A 15980-nucleotide genomic window follows, 5' to 3' on the forward strand; every position below is an offset into this window, starting at 1 on the left:
TTGCTACATGTAGCTTCGCTGCTGAAGGCGTTTCCCACATTGGGGGTTGTCCCTGAGCTTTTCCCGGATATCGCGGCGCCCGGCCTCCGCGATACTGGGCGGGTGGTTATCGACACCTACGTGACCTCGCTCGGCGCCGCGCTGCGCGGTCCCCGCGCCGCGAAACGCGAGCTGCTGACCGAGGTGCGCGACAGCCTGCACGACGCCGCCGCCCACTACGAGTCCACCGGCCTGCCCGGCGACGACGCGGCGCGGATGGCCGTGGACGAGTTCGGCCCGGTCCGCGAGCTCGCCCCCGACTACCAGCGCGAGCTGGCCCTCTTCCAGGGCCGCCGCACGGCGCTGTTCGTCGCCGGCGCCATCGCCGTGCAGCAGGTCATCTCCGAGGTGGCGTGGCGCTCCGCCGCGACCGGCTGGCACTGGCAGCCGGGCCGCGGCTACGCCCTGCTCGCCCAGACCGTCGACTACGCCGGCTACACGGTCGTCGTGCTGGGCCTGCTCGCCGCCCTGGCCTGCGGCATCGGCAGCCGCTACGTCACGGTCGGCAGCGGCTTCGTGCGGGCCACCGGCGTCGCCGCGATCGGCACCTGCGCCTTCTTCGTGGTGGGCGGCATGACCCTGTCGCTGCTCAGCCCCGCCTGGCACACCACGACCACCGACGCCTCGCCGCTGGCCCTGGCCTCGGCCGCCATCACCGCCGTCACGCCGCTGTGGATGGTGCTGTCGGGGCTGCGCTGCCTGCGTGCCGCCGGTTAGCCCCACGGCCGTGCCGCCGGTCAGCCCTGCGGCGGCACCCGGTCCAGGAAGCCCAGGACCTGGTTGACCCGGCCGTCGCCGGCCACGGTGACCACGTCGAACCCGGCGACCGGCGCGTCCTGGCCGGGCAGGCCCATCTCCCAGCCGAAGCGCGCCTGGTCGTGGTGGCCGTCGACGGCGCCGAGCCGGCTGATCACGAAGCCGGGGAACTGCGCCTGCACGCCCCCGATCATCCAGTCGATCTCCGCCTGGCCCTTCACCGCCGACATCGGGTCGACGAACGTCACGTCCTCGGTGAACAGGGCGTCGATCGCCGCCCGGCGCGCGGCCGGGTCCGTCTCGTTCCACACCTCGATGTACCGCTCGACCAGCTTCTCGTATTCGCTCATGCCGTCGAGACTGCCGCCGCCGGCGCGGCCGGTCGATTCCCTCCGAGGTAATGGCCGGGCCGCGGCGGCCCTCCTACGATCGGATCATGACGCAACCGGTCGGGGTACTGCTGCGCGAATGGCGGGAGCGGCGCCGGCTCAGCCAGCTGGAACTGTCGATCCAGGCGGAGATCTCCACGCGACACCTGAGCTTCGTGGAGACGGGCCGTTCGAAGCCGACGAGCGCGATGATCCTGCGGCTCACGGAGCACCTGGACGTGCCGCTGCGGGAGCGCAACACGCTGCTGCTCGCCGGTGGTTACGCGCCCGCGTACCCGGAGGGCCGGCTCGACGCCCCGCAGCTGCGGGCGGTGCGGGACTCGCTGCGGCAGGTCCTGACGGGTCACGAGCCGTTCCCGGCGGTCGTGGTGGACCGGGTGTGGACGATGCTGGACGCCAACGCCCCCGTCGGGCTGCTCACCGCCGGCGTGGCACCGGCGCTGCTGGAGCCGCCGGTCAACGTGCTGCGGCTGTCGCTGCATCCCGGCGGTCTCGCGCCACGGATCGCCAACCTGGAGCAGTGGCGCGCGCACCTGCTGGGCCGCCTGCAGCGCCAGGCCCGCGCCACCGGCGACCCTGCGCTGGACGACCTGCTCGCGGAGCTGACGGCGTACCCCGGCGGCACCGGACCCGCACCGGCGCCGCACGACGTGGTGGTGCCGCTGCGGATCCGCCACGACGGCACTGAGCTGCGGTTCTTCAGCATCACGGCGGTGTTCGGCTCGCCGATGGACGTCACGGTCGCCGAGCTGGCCATCGAGTCCTTCTTCCCCGCCGACGCGGCGACCGCCGAGGCGCTGCGCGCGTAGGGACCGTGGCACGTTTCTGGGATTCGGTGGGGTGCGGCCTTCCGTAACGTCATATGCATCGCAAGGCCACACCACACACCACCCACCAGAGGGAGCACCCAATGAGCGAGTACGACGGCGGCGACACCGGCTACGACGGCGGCACCGACTACGGTCACGTCGAGACCGGCGAGAACCACGAGGCGCTGGACCAGCTGCACCAGGTCAACGCCAGCGAGGCGGACTACCAGTCGCAGTTCGGCGTGTACGAGCAGGACCACGCGTCGGCCGAGTCGACCAGCTTCGACCAGGGCCACCACGTGGAGTACTCGAACCCGTCGGGCGAGCACTACGAGGAGTCGGACTACACCTCCTACGACCACAGCGAGGCCGAGGCCGACCACGTCTTCGCGGCCGAGGGCAGCGAGTCCTCGCACACCGCGGAGTACTCCGAGATCGACGCCCTCCAGGCCCGCCTGGACAGCGCGTTCGCCTCGGCGACCGAGCTGCACACCGACGGCGGCCCGGCCATCGCGGCCAGCTGACCCGTCCGCGACATCAGCACCAGAAGCTCCTGACGGTGTGGTTGACCACGCCGGCCCGCGGTATCAGCCCCGCGGGCCGGCGACCCACCAGAGCGACCATCGACGCACCTGGTTGTTCGACTTCGTTCGGGTGTCCGGGACTGTCCGGACATTCCCGGCCGCCCGAACGAAGTCGGCCATCCGGGTGCGTTTTGTCGTGCGCCACAGTAAGAAACGCGACCGGTCCTTGATCGCACCGGCGATCGGCCACACAATGCCGCCCATGGCGCGAATCGGAATCGGCGACGTCGTGGCGATCTGGCGGCACCGCCGCCAGCGCCGGCGCAGGCAGGACCAGAACAACCCGCACAACCAGCAGCAGCGGCAGCGGCGGCGCAACCGGGACAGCGACGGCTGTGACTGCGACCCGTGCGACAGCTGCGACTGCAACCCGTTCATGCTCGGCTCGCTGCTCGGCCTGATGGCGATCGCCGCACCGCGGCGGGCCCCGCGCCGCAGCACGACGGGCCCCGGCCGGGCCGGCGTCGTGGCCATCCGCGGCTACCAGCGGTGGCTGTCGCCGCACCTGCCGACGCACTGCCGGCAGATCCCCTCGTGCAGCAACTACGGCCTGCAGGCGGTGCAGCGCTACGGCCTCGTCGAGGGCTCACGGCTGACGGCCGCGCGGATCAAGCGCTGCAACCCCTCGACCCCGCACGGCACCAAGGACCCGGTGCCGTGAACGCGTCAACGGCCGACCGGTCGCACCCGGCCGGCCGTCGCGGCCGCTACACCCGCACCGGCGGGGCGGCGGTGTCCGCGCCCACCGGTGCCGCCGTGCGCACGGCGACCGCGAGCACCAGCAGGAGCAGGTACTGCACCAGCTCACCGGCCTGCGACGCGGCCGTCGGCTCGTCGCTGCCGCCGTTGAGGAAGCCGAGCAGCAGGTACATGACGGCGAACGCGAGCACGGCCCACCGCCGCCAGCCGGGCAGCCGCCGCCGGACCGCGACCAGGACGCCGCTGACCAGCAGGCTGAGCGTGCCGAGGATGCCGCCGATCGGGAAGAAGACGGTCATCGGGCCGTCGCTCTCGTCGCCGCGGATGAGCAAGCCGATGCCGCCGAGGGTCAGCGACAGCCAGGCGACCCAGTTGAGCGCCAGGAAGGCCCGGGCGACGCGGCCGTCGCCTGCCGGGTGCAGGGCGGCGAGCCCGAACAGGAGCACCGCCGTGCCGAAGAGCGCGACGGTCGCGAGGGTCTGCCCGGCGTACCAACCGCCGCCACCGACCGGCGGGTCGACGAATGCCTCGAAGGTCCAGTTGAGAAGCCACAGCAGGCCGACGACGATGCCGGCCGTGCCTGCGGTGCGGGCCTGACGGATGCGTTCCATGGGATGCTCCAATGCCACGAGGTGTGTGCCGTCGACGGTCCGCTCCGGCTGGCCCGCCGTCATGAGCGCGTGGCCCCATCCCGCTCCCATCCCCGCCTGGGTGCACGCTCCTATGGCCCTCGGGAACCCGGCGGCCGCATGATGTCGGCATGTCCGAACGTCCCCGCGGCCCGGCCGTGCTCGTGTCCGGCGTGGCGGCCTGGACCGCCGCCGTCTGGGGCATGTGGTTCGCCGGCGGGCTGACGTTCGCCGACTCGGGCGACGCGTACCTGTTCAACAACTCGGTGATGGCGCTGGCGTTCACCGCGTTCGGCGCGCTGGTGCTCACGTACCGGCCCGGGCACCGCATCGGGCGGCTGTTCGTCGTGTACGGGCTCTGCTACGCCGCCAGCCTCGCCGCCCTCGGCCTGCTGTCCGGCTGGCTGACCCCGACGCCGGGGTGGCAGAAGGCGGTCGACGTCTTCGGCATCATGGTCTGGACCCCGGCGCCGATGATCTGCCTGCCGCTGATCCTGCAGCTCTTCCCGGACGGGACCCCGCTGACGCCGCGGTGGCGCGCGCTCGTGCCGGTGACCGTCGCGCTCGGCGTGCCGTTCCCGTTCCTGATGGTCCTCGCCCCGGACGCCCTCGCCAACGAGCCGATCGCGGACCGCCGGCCGCTCGCCGGCCCGGCGGTGACCGAGCTCGCCGGCGCGCTGCTGCCGGTCAGTGTGCTGGCCATCGCCGCCGGAGCGCTGCTCAGCGTCGTCGTGCTCGGGCTGCGGGTGCGCCGCTCGCACGGGGTCGAGCGGCTGCAGCTGCTGTGGTTGCTGTGGGCGATCGGCGTGTTCCTGGTGCTCAACCTGCAGCGGGTGGTGACCGCCGACGGTCCGATCATCTTCGTGCTGTCCCTCGTCCTGGTCCCGGCCGCGGCGACCGTCGCGATCGTGCGGCACCGCCTGTACGACATCCAGGTCATCGTCAACCGCTCCCTCGTGTACGGACTGCTGACCGCCGGTGTCGCCGGGGCGTATCTGGGCATCGTCGCCCTGCTCGGGACCATCGCCGACGAGTACGACCTGGCCGGCCCGATCGTCGCCACGGGGGCCGTCGCCCTCGCCTTCGCCCCGGCCCGCAGCCGGGTCCAGGCCGCCGTCGACCGGGTGATGTACGGCGGGCGGGCCGATCCGGCGGCGGCCGCGGCCCGGGTCGGCAGCCGCCTCACCGGCGGCCTCGACGGGGTGCTGCGGGCCGTCTGCGAGTCGCTGCGGCTGCCGTACGCGGCGGTCAGCGCCGACGGGCGGCTCGTCGCCACCTACGGCGAGCTGCCGCAGCTGCGCCACAGCGTGCCCCTCGACCTCGGCGACGGCCCGCCCGCCGACCTGCTCGTGGGGTTGCGCACCGGCGAGCGCCGCCTCGCCGGTGCCGACCGCCGGGCTTTGGAGCTGCTCGCCGCGCCGATCGGCCTGGCCGTGCGGGAGGTGCGGCTGTCCGGGGAGCTGCGCGAGTCGCGCACCCGGATCGTCGCCGCCCGCGAGGAGGAGCGCCGCCGGCTGCGCCGCGACCTGCACGACGGGCTCGGCACGGCGCTGACGGCGGTGACCCTGAAGGCGGACGCGGCGCACAACGCGCTGCGGGCAGACACCGACCGGGCCGGGGAGCTGCTGCTCGGGGTCCGGCGGGACGTCACCGCCGCGATCGCCGACATCCGGCGGCTCGTCTACGACCTGCGCCCGCCGGACCTCGACGAGCTGGGGCTGCTCGCGGCGCTGCGCCAGCGCGCCCAGCAGTCGTGGGTGCGCGAGGTCACGGTCACCGTCGACGCGCCGGACACGCTGCCGGCGCTGCCCGCCGCGGTGGAGGTGGCCGCGTATCGGATCGCCACCGAGGCCGTCACCAACACCGTGCGGCACGGCGCGGCGACCGCCTGCCGGATCCGGCTCCGGGTCGAGGGCGGATCACTGCTGATGGAGGTCAGCGACGACGGCGCCGGCCCGGGTGAGCCGTGGCGGCACGGCGTCGGCCTGCGCTCCATGCACGAACGCGCCGCCGAGCTCGGCGGTACCCTCACCGCCGGCCCCACCGACAGCGGCGGCCGGGTGCACGCCGCGCTCCCCCTGGAGGGACCGTGATCCGGATCCTGATCGTCGACGACCACCCGCTGATGCGGGAGGGGATGCGCGCCCTCGTCTCGTCCTATGTGGACATCGAGGTGGCCGGGGAGGCCGCCGACGGCGAGGAGGCCCGGCGGGAGGTGCTGCGGACCGCGCCCGACGTGGTCGTCATGGACCTGCACATGCCGGGCACCAACGGCGTCGACGCGACCCGGGCGATCCTGGCCGCCGCACCGCAGACCCGCGTGCTGGTGCTGACCATGTTCGAGGACGACGACTCGGTGTTCGCGGCGATGCGCGCCGGCGCGTCCGGGTACCTGGTCAAGGGCGCCCAGCAGGAGGAGATCATCCTCGCGGTGCGGTCCGTCGCCGCCGGTCAGGCGATCTTCGGCCCGACCGTGGCCAGGCGCATCATCACGTTCTTCTCCGGCGCGCCGGCCGCCCGCGCCGAGGCGCCGTTCCCGGAGCTGACCGGCCGCGAACGCGAGGTCCTCGACCTCATCGCGGCCGGCCGCCCCAACCACGGTATCGCCCGCGACCTGGTGATCAGCACCAAGACGGTCAGCAACCACATCTCCGCCATCTTCGCGAAGCTGCAGGTCGCCGACCGCGCCGAGGCGATCGTGCGGGCCCGGGAGGCCGGTCTCGGCAAAGGTCGTCAGGCGACCGCCCCGGCGTGACTGCGGTGGTAGGTGCGGACCAGGTCCTCGACCCGGGCGCGCAGCGCGAGGAACTCCGGCGTCCGCTTGACCCCCAGGTCACGATCGTCGGGCAGGTCGACCGTGACGTCGGCGGCGACCCGGCCGGGGTCGCTGGCCAGCACGACGACCCGCCGGCCGAGGAACACGGCCTCCTCGACGTCGTGGGTGACCATGAGCACCGTCGTGCCCGTGTCCTGCCACACGCCGCGCAGGAAGACCTGCATGTCCTCCTTGGTCTGCACGTCCAGCGCGCCGAACGGCTCGTCGAGCAGCAGGACCTCCGGCTCGCAGGCGAGCGCCCGGGCGATCGCCACCCGCTGCCGCTGCCCGCCGGACAGCTGCTTGGGCAGCGACCGGCGGAACGGCTCCAGGCCGGTCTCCGCGAGGTACCAGTCGACCCGTGCCCGGCGCTCGGCCCGGGACAGGCCGAGCAGTTCGAGGCCGAAGGCGATGTTGTGCTCGACGGTGCGCCACGGGTAGACCGCGCCGGACTGGCAGACCAGGCCGCGCTCCGGGCCGGGGCCGACGACGGGTGCGCCGTCCAGGGTGACGGTGCCGGCGGTCGGCGCGACGAGGCCGGCGACGATCGACAGCAGCGTCGACTTGCCGGAGCCGCTGGCGCCGACGACGCAGACGAACTCGCCCCGGTCGACGGAGACGGACACGTCCTGCAGGGCGACCTTCGCGCCGAAGGTCCGCCCGACGCCGTTCAGGTCGAGCATCACACCCACCGTCCGATCCTGTTGCGGGCCAGGCGGAGCAGGACGTCGGTGAGGACGCCGGCGACCGCGATGACGACCAGGATCGCGAAGATCTTGTCCGTCTGGGTGAACCGCTGCGCGAGCAGGATGCGCTTGCCCAGCCCGGTGTCGGAGTTGACCAGCTCCGCGACCACGACGAGGTTCCACGCGGCGGCGAAGTTGACCCGCACGGCGTCGAGCATGCCGGGCAGCGAGTGCGGCAGGATCACCTTCCACAGCACCTCGCGGCGCCGCGCACCCAGCGTGTAGGCGACGTCGACGAAGTCCCGGGGCACCAGCCGCACCACGTCCGCCGTCATCAACATGTTGAAGAAGACCGTGCCGATGAAGATGAGCGCGATCTTCGGCTGCTCGTCGATGCCGAGCCAGATGAGCAGCAGCGGGGTGAACGCCGCCGCCGGGAGGTAGCGCAGCAGCCCGCTCAGCGGCTCCAGCAGCGCGTTCGCCGCGGCGAAGCTGCCCATCGCGACGCCGAGCGGCACCGACACGAGCACGGCGAGGCCGAAGCCGTACACGATGCGCTGCACGGTGGCCCAGGTGTCGGTCCACAGCTGGCCGCTGGCGGCCATGTCGCTGCCCGCCCGCCAGACGCTGCCCAGGCTCGGCAGGTAGCGGGCCGGCACCGCCTCGGTGGCGCCGAGGACCAGCCACACCGCGATCGGCAGCAGCACCGACACCGCGACCAGCACGAACCGGGTGCGGGCGGGCAGCGGCGAGCGGATCGCGAACACCGCCCGCGGCGGTCGCACCGTCCGCCGCCGGGGCAACGGTCCCCAGGACTTGGTGGTCCTGGGGACGGTCATCGTCACCGCACTGCCTTCACGAACTTGGGCTCGAACAGCCCGTCGAGCGGCGGTTTGGCGTCCACCAGCTTGGTGCTCACCAGGAACTCGGCGATCTTGTCCGCCTGGAAGTCGAGGTGCTTGGCGTCGCCGCCGGGCGTGAACGCCTCGATGTTCTGTTCCTTGGTGAAGATGGTGGTGCCGGCGTCGTAGGACTTGTAGTCCTCGTCGGAGACGCCGCCCTTCTTCGCCATGATGCTCACCGCCTCCGCCGGGTTGGCCTTGATCCAGGCGGTGGTGTCGAACCAGGTCTGCACGACCTTCTGCACCTCGTCGGGGTGGTCCTTGACGAACTGCGACTGGAAGGACAGTGCGTCGGGGATCGCGCCCGGGAAGTCCTTCGACGTGCTGATCGCCGTGCTGCCGGCGCGGCCGAGCGCGGTGGTGGTGAACGGCGCGAAGACGCCGACCGCGTCGACCTGCCCGGCGACGAACGCGGCCGCGGCGGCGTCGGTGAGCAGCGGCGTGAACGTGACGTCCTTCTCCGTGAGGCCGGCCTTCTCCAGCGCGAGCAGCAGCAGGTAGTGATCGACGGTGCCCTGTTCGGCGGCGACCTTCTTGCCTTTGAGCTCCGCCACGGTACGGATGCCCGGCCCGGCGATGATCTGGTCGTTGCCGGTCGAGTTGTCGTTGAGCAGCACGATGGTCTGCTTGGACCCGCCGGACACGGACGACAGGGTGTCGTTGAGCGTCTGGCTGTTGCAGCTGAGGTTGCCGGTGGCGAGGGCGTTGAGGCTGTCGGTGTAGCTGTCGAAGTACTTCAGTTCGACCTCGACGCCGTTCTTGGTGAACAGGCCCTTCTCCTGGGCGACCTGCCACGGGAACCAGCCGGGCCAGGCGCTGAATCCGAGGGTGATCTTGGCGCCCGCGGCGCCGGTCTTGTCGTCATCTGCGCCGCATGCGGCCAGGAAGGCGGTCCCCGCGACCGCGGTGAGGAACGAACGACGCTTCATGAGGCTCTCCTAGGAAGGTGGCCGGCGCGCACCAGGCAGCCGAGGGTGTCGCAGATGACGCGGGTCGCGATGAGCGCGGTGATCTCGGCGTTGTCGTACGGCGGCGAGCACTCCACGACCTCGATGCCGGCGAGGGGCCGCTCGGCGATCAGCTGGATGAACTTGAGCACCTCGCGGGGCAGGAAGCCGCCCGGCTCGGGCCAGCCGGTGCCGGGCACGAACGCCGCGTCGAGGCGGCCTCGATGCCCATCTCGACGCAGTCGGTGACGGTCATGATGGTGGTGCCGCGCTCCCGGCCGACCTTGACGCCCGGGCGGGGCGCCTGCCAGCCGCCGATGCCGATCTGCACGAGGTTCTTCGGCGGCACGTTGGGGATGTCCGTGGCGTGGAACCACGGGGTCGTGTGCATCCGCTCGTCGAGGTCGGTCTCCTGGGTGTCGACGTGCCGGTCGAAGTGGATGATGCCGAGGTTGCCCGTCATGTGCTGGGCGACGCCGCGGACCGTGGGGTAGCCGATCGAGTGGTCGCCGCCGAGCACGACCGGGAACGCGCCCGACTCGTAGACGTGGGCGACGGCCTTGGAGATCTGGTCGAACGTCTTCTCGATGTTCGCCGGGATGGTGAAGATGTCGCCGAGGTCCGCGATGGTGATCGACTCGCGGAGGTCGACGCCGAGCTCGAAGCTGTACGGCCCGTACAGCGCGGAGATCTTCCGGATGCCCTGCGGACCGAAGCGGGTCCCGGACCGGTAGGTGGTGCCGCCGTCGAACGGGGCGCCGAGCACGGCGACGTCGTATTCGCCGCAGCGGCGCACGTCCTCCAGGTAGGGCGCCTTCAGGAACGTGTTGATGCCGGCGAAGTGCGGCAACTCGCCGCGGGAGAACGTCGGGATGCGCTTGTCGACGATGGAGTCCGCGCCCGGCAGGCCGTATTCCAGGCCGCGGGCGATCTCTTCCTCCCACTTGGTGGTGGGCAGCTCGGCCTCGCGCTCGACCGCGTAGCGCGCCTCGGGACCGTAGTTGTCGTGCAGTTCGTGCTGGTGCGGATGGTGGTGGTTGAAGCCCATGGACAGACCCCCTCGGGGTGCGTCCGGCCCACAGCCGGACTGCGACGGCTGTCTCCCGGGCTTTTGTCCCGCCGTGGAACGCCCCGTTCCTGTCGTGTCACAGGGCGCCTGCACCTCTCGGACCAGCCGCCGGTTCGCCCGGCGCGGAACCCTAGGCGCGCCTCACCAGTGGTGAGTCGATGGCAGTAGACGCCTGCGGGGTTACTGCCGCTTTGCCCGTCCGTTGCGGTGATGTAACCAGCGCATCGGTGATCCGGCGGGTCTCGGTGAGATCCCGGCCGAGCACGGTGGCCACGGTCCCGCCCTTGGCCAAGGTCATCACCGCGCTCATGGGCGTCGCCGCCGGCGGGTGCCCGTGCGTGCTCACCACGGTCGCGAGCACCCGCGCGCCGCCCAGGCTCCGCACGCTCACGTCGCTGCGGTACAGGGGGCGCTTGTCGCGCCGCAGCACGGTGGACAGTGTGACGTCGCCGGGTGTCTCCCCGTGCCGCCCGCAGACCAGCTCCTCGCGCCAGATCAGCTCGGCCGTCCCGTCCAGGTCCACTGTGGACACTGTGGTGTGCCGGCAGCGGGCGGCGGCGATGAGCGGCTCGGGCAGCCAGAGCAGCCGCCCACCCTCGGCGACGCTGACGCTGACCGAGAGCAGCGACTCCTCGCCGAACCGGCCGGGCAGGGCGATGCTCGCCGCGACCGTGCGCACCACCAGGTCAGCGCCGGGGCCGACCTCGATCTCCATGGTGAGCTCGTCCCCGCCGAGCGGGGCGGCCGCGCCGCCGACGAAGTGGACCTCGTTCGGTCCCGTCCGGCGCGGCAGCAGCGGCGCCTCGCCCTTGAGCACCCGCAGCGCGGTGCGGCCGTGGTCGAGCTCGGCGACGACCCGCGCTGTTGCCTTCATGTGGCCATCACACGAGGCTCCGGACCCACTCCTGGACGGGCTTGGCGGCCGGGTCCTCCACCAGCGACAGGAACACCGTCGGCAGGGTGCCGCGCCGGGCGGCCGCGTCGCGCTCCATCACGCCGAGGTCGGCGCCGACGAGCGGGGCGAGGTCGGTCTTGTTGATGACGAGCAGGTCGGCGGCGGTGACGCCGGGCCCGCCCTTGCGGGGCACCTTGTCGCCGCCGGCCACGTCGACGACGAAGATCTGCCGGTCGATGAGTCCCTTGCTGAACGTGGCGGTCAGGTTGTCGCCGCCGCTCTCCACGAGGATCACGTCGAGCGGGCCGAGGCTGTCCTCCAGTTCCTCGATGGCGTCGAGGTTGGCGGAGATGTCGTCGCGGATCGCGGTGTGCGGGCAGCAGCCGGTCTCCACCGCGCGGATCCGTTCGGCCGGCAGGACGCCGTTGCGCAGCAGGAAGTCGGCGTCCTCGGTGGTGTAGATGTCGTTGGTGACCACGGCGAGGCGCAGGTCCGCGGACATCGCCCGGCACAGCGCCGCGACCAGGGCGGTCTTGCCGGAGCCGACCGGCCCGCCGATGCCGATGCGCACGGCCCGCTTCCCCGCCGGCAGCGCCGCGTGCGGATCGACGTCCGGGTGCGGGTGGGTGTGTGGGGTCTCGTCCAGGCCGTGGGTGTGATCGTCAGGATGCAAAGAGTCGTACCTCCCATGAGGCGTGGTCCTCGGCGGACACGTCCAGCAGCGGCCACGACGCCGCCGGGAGGTCCGCCGCGGGACCACGCGCGGATTCGGTGGCTGTCGCCGCGACCTGGTCGATGTCGCCGCCCAGCTCGGCCAGGAGACCGTGCACCTGGTAGGGGTCCAGCCCCAGCAGCCGGATCGCGGCGCTCGCCGGACCCGAGACAGCATGGTAGGCGCTGATCGTCGCGCTCTCCGACGGTGTGCACCCGGCCGCTTCCGCGACCACGCCGAACGCCACCGGCTGGTGCAGGCCGCCCCGGTGCGCGACGGCCGCCGACACGTGCGGCCCGGGCCACACCACGGCGGCGGCCCGGCACAGTGACCGGCCCTGCCTTCGCGACGCGAGGCGCAGCGCCGGCGACGGGGTCCGGGCGTCGAGCTCGTCCTCCAGCTCGTCCATCGCCTCCGGCCTCGCGCACGCCGCGGCGGTGAAGGCCGCCCCGACCAGGCCCGCGGTGTACAGCCGCCCGACCAGGAACCCACGCAGTTCGGCGAGGTCGCGGACCCGCTCCCGGACCACGGCCACCTCCAGCCCGCCCGAGTGCGCGTGGCCCCCGGACGGGAAGCGGCCGTCGGCAAGGAGGAGCAGTTGCGTGTTCATGCCCATTAAAAGAGGAAGTACCGCTGGGCCATCGGCAGCTCGGTGACCGGGTCGGGCTCGACGACCTCGCCGTCGATGCGGACGGTGAACGTGTCGGGCTCCACCTCGATCCGCGGCAACGCGTCGTTGCCCGGCATGTCGGCCTTGCCCGTGCCGCGGGTGTCGGCGACGGCGGCGAGGCGCCGCTTGAGCCCGAGCCGGTCGGCGAGCCCGTCGTCCAGGGCCGCCTGCGCGACGAACGCGAGGCTGGTCGCCGGTGCCGCGTTGCCGTAGGCGCCGAACATCGGCCGGGACAGGATCGGCTGCGGCGTGGGGATGGAGGCGTTGGCGTCGCCCATCGCGCCCCACGCGATCGCGCCGCCCTTGATGACGGCGTGTGGGCGTACCCCGAAGAACGCCGGATCCCACAGCACCAGGTCGGCGAGCTTGCCCACCGCGACCGAGCCGACCTCGTCGGCGATGCCGGTCGCGACCGCGGGGCAGATGGTGTATTTCGCGACGTAGCGCTTGACCCGCTCGTTGTCGGCCGCGCCGTCGCCCGGCAGCGACCCCCGGCGCCGCTTCATGACGTGCGCCGTCTGCCAGGTGCGCAGCACGACCTCGCCGACCCGGCCCATCGCCTGGGAGTCCGAGCCGATGATCGAGATCGCGCCCAGGTCGTGCAGCAGGTCCTCGGCCGCCATCGTCGAGGGCCGGATCCGGCTCTCGGCGAACGCCAGGTCCTCCGGCACGCTCGGGTTGAGATGGTGGCAGACGATGAGCATGTCGAGATGTTCGCTGAGGGTGTTGCGGGTGTACGGCCGGGTCGGGTTCGTCGAGGACGGCAGCACGTTCGGGTGCGACGCGACGGTGATGATGTCGGGTGCGTGCCCGCCGCCGGCCCCCTCCGTGTGATAGGCGTGGATCGACCGGCCGCCGATCGCCCGCAGGGTCTCCTCGACGAAGCCCGCCTCGTTGAGCGTGTCGGTGTGGATGTTGACCTGCACCCCCGACGCGTCCGCGACCCGCAGGCACGCGTCGATCGCGGCGGGCGTCGTGCCCCAGTCCTCGTGCAGCTTGAAGCCGCCGGCGCCGGCGCGCAGCTGCTCCCACATCGCCGGCTCCGACACGGTGTTGCCCTTGCCGAGCAGCAGCACGTTGACCGGCCACGGGTCGAGGGCCTCGAACATCCGCGCCAGATGCCAGGCGCCCGGCGTCACGGTGGTGGCCTTGCTGCCCTCGGCCGGCCCGGTGCCGCCGCCGACGATCGTGGTGATGCCGCTGGCCAGGGCCTCCTCCAGGATCAGCGGCGCGATCAGGTGGACGTGGCAGTCGATGGCGCCGGCCGTCAGGATCCTGCCGTTGCCGGCGACGATCTCCGTGGACGGGCCGATGACCAGCGCGGGGTCGACGCCGTCCATGATGTCGGGGTTGCCGGCCCGGCCGATGCCGACGATCCGGCCGTCGCGGATGCCGACGTCGGCCTTGACGATGCCCCAGTGGTCGAGGATGACCGCGCCGGTGATCACGGTGTCGGGGGTGCCCTCGGCGCGGGTCGCGCGGGACTGGCCCATCGACTCGCGGATCACCTTGCCGCCGCCGAAGACCGCCTCGTCACCGCCGGCGCAGTCGTCGCGCTCGATCTGGATCAGCAGGTCGGTGTCGGCGAGCCGGATCCGGTCGCCGGTGGTGGGTCCGTACAGGTTGGCGTAGCGCCGGCGGTCGATCTCGGTCACAAGGCTCCTCCGCCTTCTTTGTGGCGCAACCCGGGCACGATGCGGTTGCCGGCGAGGGGCACCAGCACGACCTCACGCGAAACGCCCGGCTCGAAGCGGACCGAGGTGCCCGCGGGGACACCGAGGCGGTGCCCCCAGGCGGCCTCGCGGTCGAAGGACAGCGCGTCGTTGGCCTCGGCGAAGTGGTAGTGCGAGCCGACCTGCACCGGCCGGTCGCCGGTGTTGTCGACGGTCAGCGTCAGCTCGGGCCGACCGGCGTTGATGACCACCGGGCCGTCGCCCGGGAAGATCTCGCCGGGGATCATGGGATCGGGTGGTGGACGGTCACCAGCTTGGTGCCGTCCGGGAACGTGGCCTCCACCTGCACCTCCGCGAGCATCTCGGGCACCCCCTCCAGCACGTCGTCACGGCCGAGCACGTGCCGGCCGGCCTCCATCAGGTCGACCACCGTGCGCCCGTCGCGGGCGCCTTCCAGCAGGAACGCCGTGATGATGGCGACCGACTCCGGGTAGTTCAGCTTCAGGCCGCGATCCTTGCGGCGTTGCGCCACGTCGGCGGCGACGTGGATCAGCAGGCGCTCCTGCTCGTGGCGGGTCAGGAACAACGACGACCTCCTGGTGTTCTTCGCGCGATGCTGCCAGGCGGATGTTTCCCCAGCATTACACGCCATTCTCTCTGTTTCCCGTTGCTTTCTTGAATTCCATTCATCATGCGGTTCCAGGCGTCCTTCTTTGGGGGCAACTTCGCCGTGTTAGGCTCCTGACCTGGACTGCCCCGCGGGTCTACCTAGAGAGTTGCGCATGAGCAATCACCGGTCCGTCGTCATCAACGGCGACCTCGGCAGTGGCAAGAGCACCGTTTCCGTGGAGCTCTCCAGCCGGCTCGCACTGCGTCGCATCAGCGTCGGTGACATGTACCGGCAGATGGCCGAGGAACGCGGCATGACCGCGCTGCAGCTCAACCTCCACGCGGAGCTCGACGACGCGATCGACAGCGCGGTCGACGAGCTGCAGAGCAACATCGCCAAGTCCGGCGAGCAGCTCATCGTCGACAGCCGCCTGGCGTGGTTCTTCTTCCACGACGCGTTCAAGGTGCACCTCATCACCGAGCCCAACGAGGCCGCCCGCCGCGTCCTGGCCCGCCCGCACAGCGAGGTCGAGCGGTATGCGACGCTCGAGGAGGCCAAGGAGCGGCTGCACGGCCGCAGCGAGAGCGAGCGGGTGCGCTTCCTGACCCGCTACGGCGCCGACAAGCTCCGCCTGCGCAACTACGACCTGGTCTGCGACAGCACCCGCGCCCGGCCCGACGACATCGTCGCGATGATCGTGGACGCGTTCGAGGGCCGCCTGGGCGGCGACATCCTCCGCGAGCGCCCGCCGCTGCTGCTGCTCGACCCGATGCGGATCTACCCGACGCGTGCCGCCGATCCGGCCGATCGCGCGTTCGTGGACGAGGTCGGCGACGCGGGGCCGAAGTCCCTGGAGCCGTTGACGATCGGGCACTGCGGCCCGGACTACTACGTCATCGACGGCCACCGCCGGCTCAGCGCCGCCGTGCAGAACGAGTTCCGGCTCGTCCCGGCGAGCCTCCTGGCCGAGGGCGAGGAGCAGGTCACCGGCCGGCTGAGCGCCAACGACTACTTCCGGGTGCACGTCACCGAGCAGGTCGTCGACGCGTGGCAGCGGGCCCATAAGATCGAGCTTCCGGTACCCGCCCTGAGTTGA

The 15980-nt window shown here is 72.1% G+C and carries 18 protein-coding genes, 1 pseudogene and 1 riboswitch; of the genes and pseudogenes, 7 read left to right on the plus strand and 12 right to left on the minus strand.

The genetic code is table 11. The features are described from left to right. The first annotated feature begins 102 nt into the window (after positions 1 to 102). Positions 103 to 756, plus strand: coding sequence for a permease prefix domain 1-containing protein (locus OHA72_RS01690; protein WP_327006104.1), 654 nt, complete (start codon positions 103 to 105; stop codon positions 754 to 756). A gap of 20 nt (positions 757 to 776) precedes the next feature. Here OHA72_RS01690 and OHA72_RS01695 read toward each other — a convergent pair whose 3' ends face one another. After that, positions 777 to 1145, minus strand: a complete 369-nt coding sequence (locus OHA72_RS01695) for a nuclear transport factor 2 family protein (RefSeq protein WP_327006105.1) — start codon at positions 1143 to 1145, stop codon at positions 777 to 779. Positions 1146 to 1231: 86 nt separating this feature from the next. On the opposite strand from OHA72_RS01695, the gene OHA72_RS01700 reads away from it, so the two are divergent. The 3 genes from OHA72_RS01700 to yidD all read left to right on the plus strand — a co-directional run bounded on the left by OHA72_RS01700 (position 1232) and on the right by yidD (position 3238). Further along, positions 1232 to 1993, plus strand: a complete 762-nt coding sequence (locus OHA72_RS01700) for a helix-turn-helix domain-containing protein (protein WP_327006106.1) — start codon at positions 1232 to 1234, stop codon at positions 1991 to 1993. A gap of 101 nt (positions 1994 to 2094) precedes the next feature. Next, positions 2095 to 2517 (plus strand): hypothetical protein, encoded by a 423-nt coding sequence (locus OHA72_RS01705; RefSeq protein ID WP_327006107.1) that lies wholly within the window; start codon positions 2095 to 2097, stop codon positions 2515 to 2517. A gap of 262 nt (positions 2518 to 2779) precedes the next feature. Further along, positions 2780 to 3238: a membrane protein insertion efficiency factor YidD gene (gene yidD / locus OHA72_RS01710; RefSeq protein WP_327006108.1), complete on the plus strand. Its 459-nt coding sequence runs from the start codon at positions 2780 to 2782 to the stop codon at positions 3236 to 3238. Positions 3239 to 3284: 46 nt separating this feature from the next. Here the strand turns inward: yidD and OHA72_RS01715 are convergent, their stop codons facing one another. After that, positions 3285 to 3887 carry a hypothetical protein gene (locus tag OHA72_RS01715; RefSeq protein WP_327006109.1) on the minus strand — a complete coding sequence of 201 codons (603 nt, stop codon included), beginning with the start codon at positions 3885 to 3887 and terminating at the stop codon, positions 3285 to 3287. Between the two features lie 149 nt (positions 3888 to 4036). Between OHA72_RS01715 and OHA72_RS01720 the strand changes: the two genes are divergently transcribed. Both OHA72_RS01720 and OHA72_RS01725 read left to right on the plus strand, forming a co-directional pair. After that, positions 4037 to 5998 carry a sensor histidine kinase gene (locus tag OHA72_RS01720; RefSeq protein WP_327006110.1) on the plus strand — a complete coding sequence of 654 codons (1962 nt, stop codon included), beginning with the start codon at positions 4037 to 4039 and terminating at the stop codon, positions 5996 to 5998. Continuing rightward, positions 5995 to 6660 (plus strand): response regulator, encoded by a 666-nt coding sequence (locus OHA72_RS01725; RefSeq protein ID WP_327006111.1) that lies wholly within the window; start codon positions 5995 to 5997, stop codon positions 6658 to 6660. Before OHA72_RS01720 ends, OHA72_RS01725 begins: the two co-directional genes overlap by 4 nt. Here the strand turns inward: OHA72_RS01725 and OHA72_RS01730 are convergent. The 10 genes and pseudogenes from OHA72_RS01730 to OHA72_RS01775 all read right to left on the minus strand — a co-directional run bounded on the left by OHA72_RS01730 (position 6639) and on the right by OHA72_RS01775 (position 14860). Further along, the gene (locus OHA72_RS01730; protein WP_327006112.1) at positions 6639 to 7403 is read right to left on the minus strand and encodes an ABC transporter ATP-binding protein; all 765 of its coding nucleotides are present in this window, start codon (positions 7401 to 7403) and stop codon (positions 6639 to 6641) included. The two genes, OHA72_RS01725 and OHA72_RS01730, sit on opposite strands and share 22 nt — an antisense overlap. Beyond that, the gene (locus OHA72_RS01735; RefSeq protein ID WP_327006113.1) at positions 7403 to 8245 is read right to left on the minus strand and encodes an ABC transporter permease; all 843 of its coding nucleotides are present in this window, start codon (positions 8243 to 8245) and stop codon (positions 7403 to 7405) included. The genes OHA72_RS01730 and OHA72_RS01735 overlap by 1 nt, the downstream gene beginning before the upstream one ends. Positions 8246 to 8247: 2 nt before the next feature. Next, complete coding sequence (locus OHA72_RS01740) at positions 8248 to 9237, minus strand: ABC transporter substrate-binding protein (RefSeq protein ID WP_327006114.1); 990 nt, start codon at positions 9235 to 9237, stop codon at positions 8248 to 8250. Beyond that, positions 9234 to 10303 (minus strand): annotated as a pseudogene (locus tag OHA72_RS01745) (agmatinase family protein). The gene OHA72_RS01740 and the pseudogene OHA72_RS01745 overlap by 4 nt, the downstream one beginning before the upstream one ends. 50 nt (positions 10304 to 10353) lie before the next feature. Next, positions 10354 to 10469: riboswitch (guanidine-I (ykkC/yxkD leader) on the minus strand. Continuing rightward, positions 10455 to 11198 (minus strand): urease accessory protein UreD, encoded by a 744-nt coding sequence (locus tag OHA72_RS01750; protein WP_327006115.1) that lies wholly within the window; start codon positions 11196 to 11198, stop codon positions 10455 to 10457. Its footprint overlaps the riboswitch before it by 15 nt. Positions 11199 to 11205: 7 nt before the next feature. Then, on the minus strand, positions 11206 to 11892 hold the full coding sequence (ureG, locus tag OHA72_RS01755; RefSeq protein ID WP_327006116.1) for an urease accessory protein UreG: 687 nt from the start codon (positions 11890 to 11892) through the stop codon (positions 11206 to 11208). Beyond that, the gene (locus OHA72_RS01760; RefSeq protein WP_327006117.1) at positions 11882 to 12541 is read right to left on the minus strand and encodes an urease accessory protein UreF; all 660 of its coding nucleotides are present in this window, start codon (positions 12539 to 12541) and stop codon (positions 11882 to 11884) included. Before OHA72_RS01760 ends, ureG begins: the two co-directional genes overlap by 11 nt. A 5-nt stretch (positions 12542 to 12546) precedes the next feature. After that, a complete protein-coding gene (locus tag OHA72_RS01765; protein WP_327006118.1) occupies positions 12547 to 14256 on the minus strand; it encodes an urease subunit alpha in 1710 nt (569 codons plus the stop codon). Continuing rightward, entirely contained in the window at positions 14253 to 14561 is a 309-nt protein-coding gene (locus tag OHA72_RS01770; protein WP_327006119.1) for an urease subunit beta, read from the minus strand. The genes OHA72_RS01765 and OHA72_RS01770 overlap by 4 nt, the downstream gene beginning before the upstream one ends. Beyond that, entirely contained in the window at positions 14558 to 14860 is a 303-nt protein-coding gene (locus tag OHA72_RS01775) for an urease subunit gamma (protein WP_327006120.1), read from the minus strand. Before OHA72_RS01775 ends, OHA72_RS01770 begins: the two co-directional genes overlap by 4 nt. Before the next feature lie 196 nt (positions 14861 to 15056). Between OHA72_RS01775 and OHA72_RS01780 the strand changes: the two genes are divergently transcribed. Continuing rightward, positions 15057 to 15980, plus strand: coding sequence for an AAA family ATPase (locus tag OHA72_RS01780; RefSeq protein WP_327006121.1), 924 nt, complete (start codon positions 15057 to 15059; stop codon positions 15978 to 15980).

It is taken from the genome of Dactylosporangium sp. NBC_01737 (assembly GCF_035963215.1).
Taxonomy (GTDB): domain Bacteria; phylum Actinomycetota; class Actinomycetes; order Mycobacteriales; family Micromonosporaceae; genus Dactylosporangium.

Excerpts from the sequence above, each read along its gene's own strand:
- OHA72_RS01730 (WP_327006112.1), bottom strand. The coding sequence starts at position 7,403 with ATGCTCGACCTGAACGGCGTCGGGCGGACCTTCGGCGCGAAGGTCGCC.
- yidD (WP_327006108.1), top strand. The coding sequence starts at position 2,780 with ATGGCGCGAATCGGAATCGGCGACGTCGTGGCGATCTGGCGGCACCGC.
- OHA72_RS01740 (WP_327006114.1), bottom strand. The coding sequence starts at position 9,237 with ATGAAGCGTCGTTCGTTCCTCACCGCGGTCGCGGGGACCGCCTTCCTG.
- OHA72_RS01720 (WP_327006110.1), top strand. The coding sequence starts at position 4,037 with ATGTCCGAACGTCCCCGCGGCCCGGCCGTGCTCGTGTCCGGCGTGGCG.
- OHA72_RS01715 (WP_327006109.1), bottom strand. The coding sequence starts at position 3,887 with ATGGAACGCATCCGTCAGGCCCGCACCGCAGGCACGGCCGGCATCGTC.
- OHA72_RS01780 (WP_327006121.1), top strand. The coding sequence starts at position 15,057 with ATGAGCAATCACCGGTCCGTCGTCATCAACGGCGACCTCGGCAGTGGC.
- OHA72_RS01770 (WP_327006119.1), bottom strand. The coding sequence starts at position 14,561 with ATGATCCCCGGCGAGATCTTCCCGGGCGACGGCCCGGTGGTCATCAAC.
- OHA72_RS01750 (WP_327006115.1), bottom strand. The coding sequence starts at position 11,198 with ATGAAGGCAACAGCGCGGGTCGTCGCCGAGCTCGACCACGGCCGCACC.
- OHA72_RS01705 (WP_327006107.1), top strand. The coding sequence starts at position 2,095 with ATGAGCGAGTACGACGGCGGCGACACCGGCTACGACGGCGGCACCGAC.
- OHA72_RS01695 (WP_327006105.1), bottom strand. The coding sequence starts at position 1,145 with ATGAGCGAATACGAGAAGCTGGTCGAGCGGTACATCGAGGTGTGGAAC.
- OHA72_RS01760 (WP_327006117.1), bottom strand. The coding sequence starts at position 12,541 with ATGAACACGCAACTGCTCCTCCTTGCCGACGGCCGCTTCCCGTCCGGG.
- OHA72_RS01700 (WP_327006106.1), top strand. The coding sequence starts at position 1,232 with ATGACGCAACCGGTCGGGGTACTGCTGCGCGAATGGCGGGAGCGGCGC.
- OHA72_RS01735 (WP_327006113.1), bottom strand. The coding sequence starts at position 8,245 with ATGACCGTCCCCAGGACCACCAAGTCCTGGGGACCGTTGCCCCGGCGG.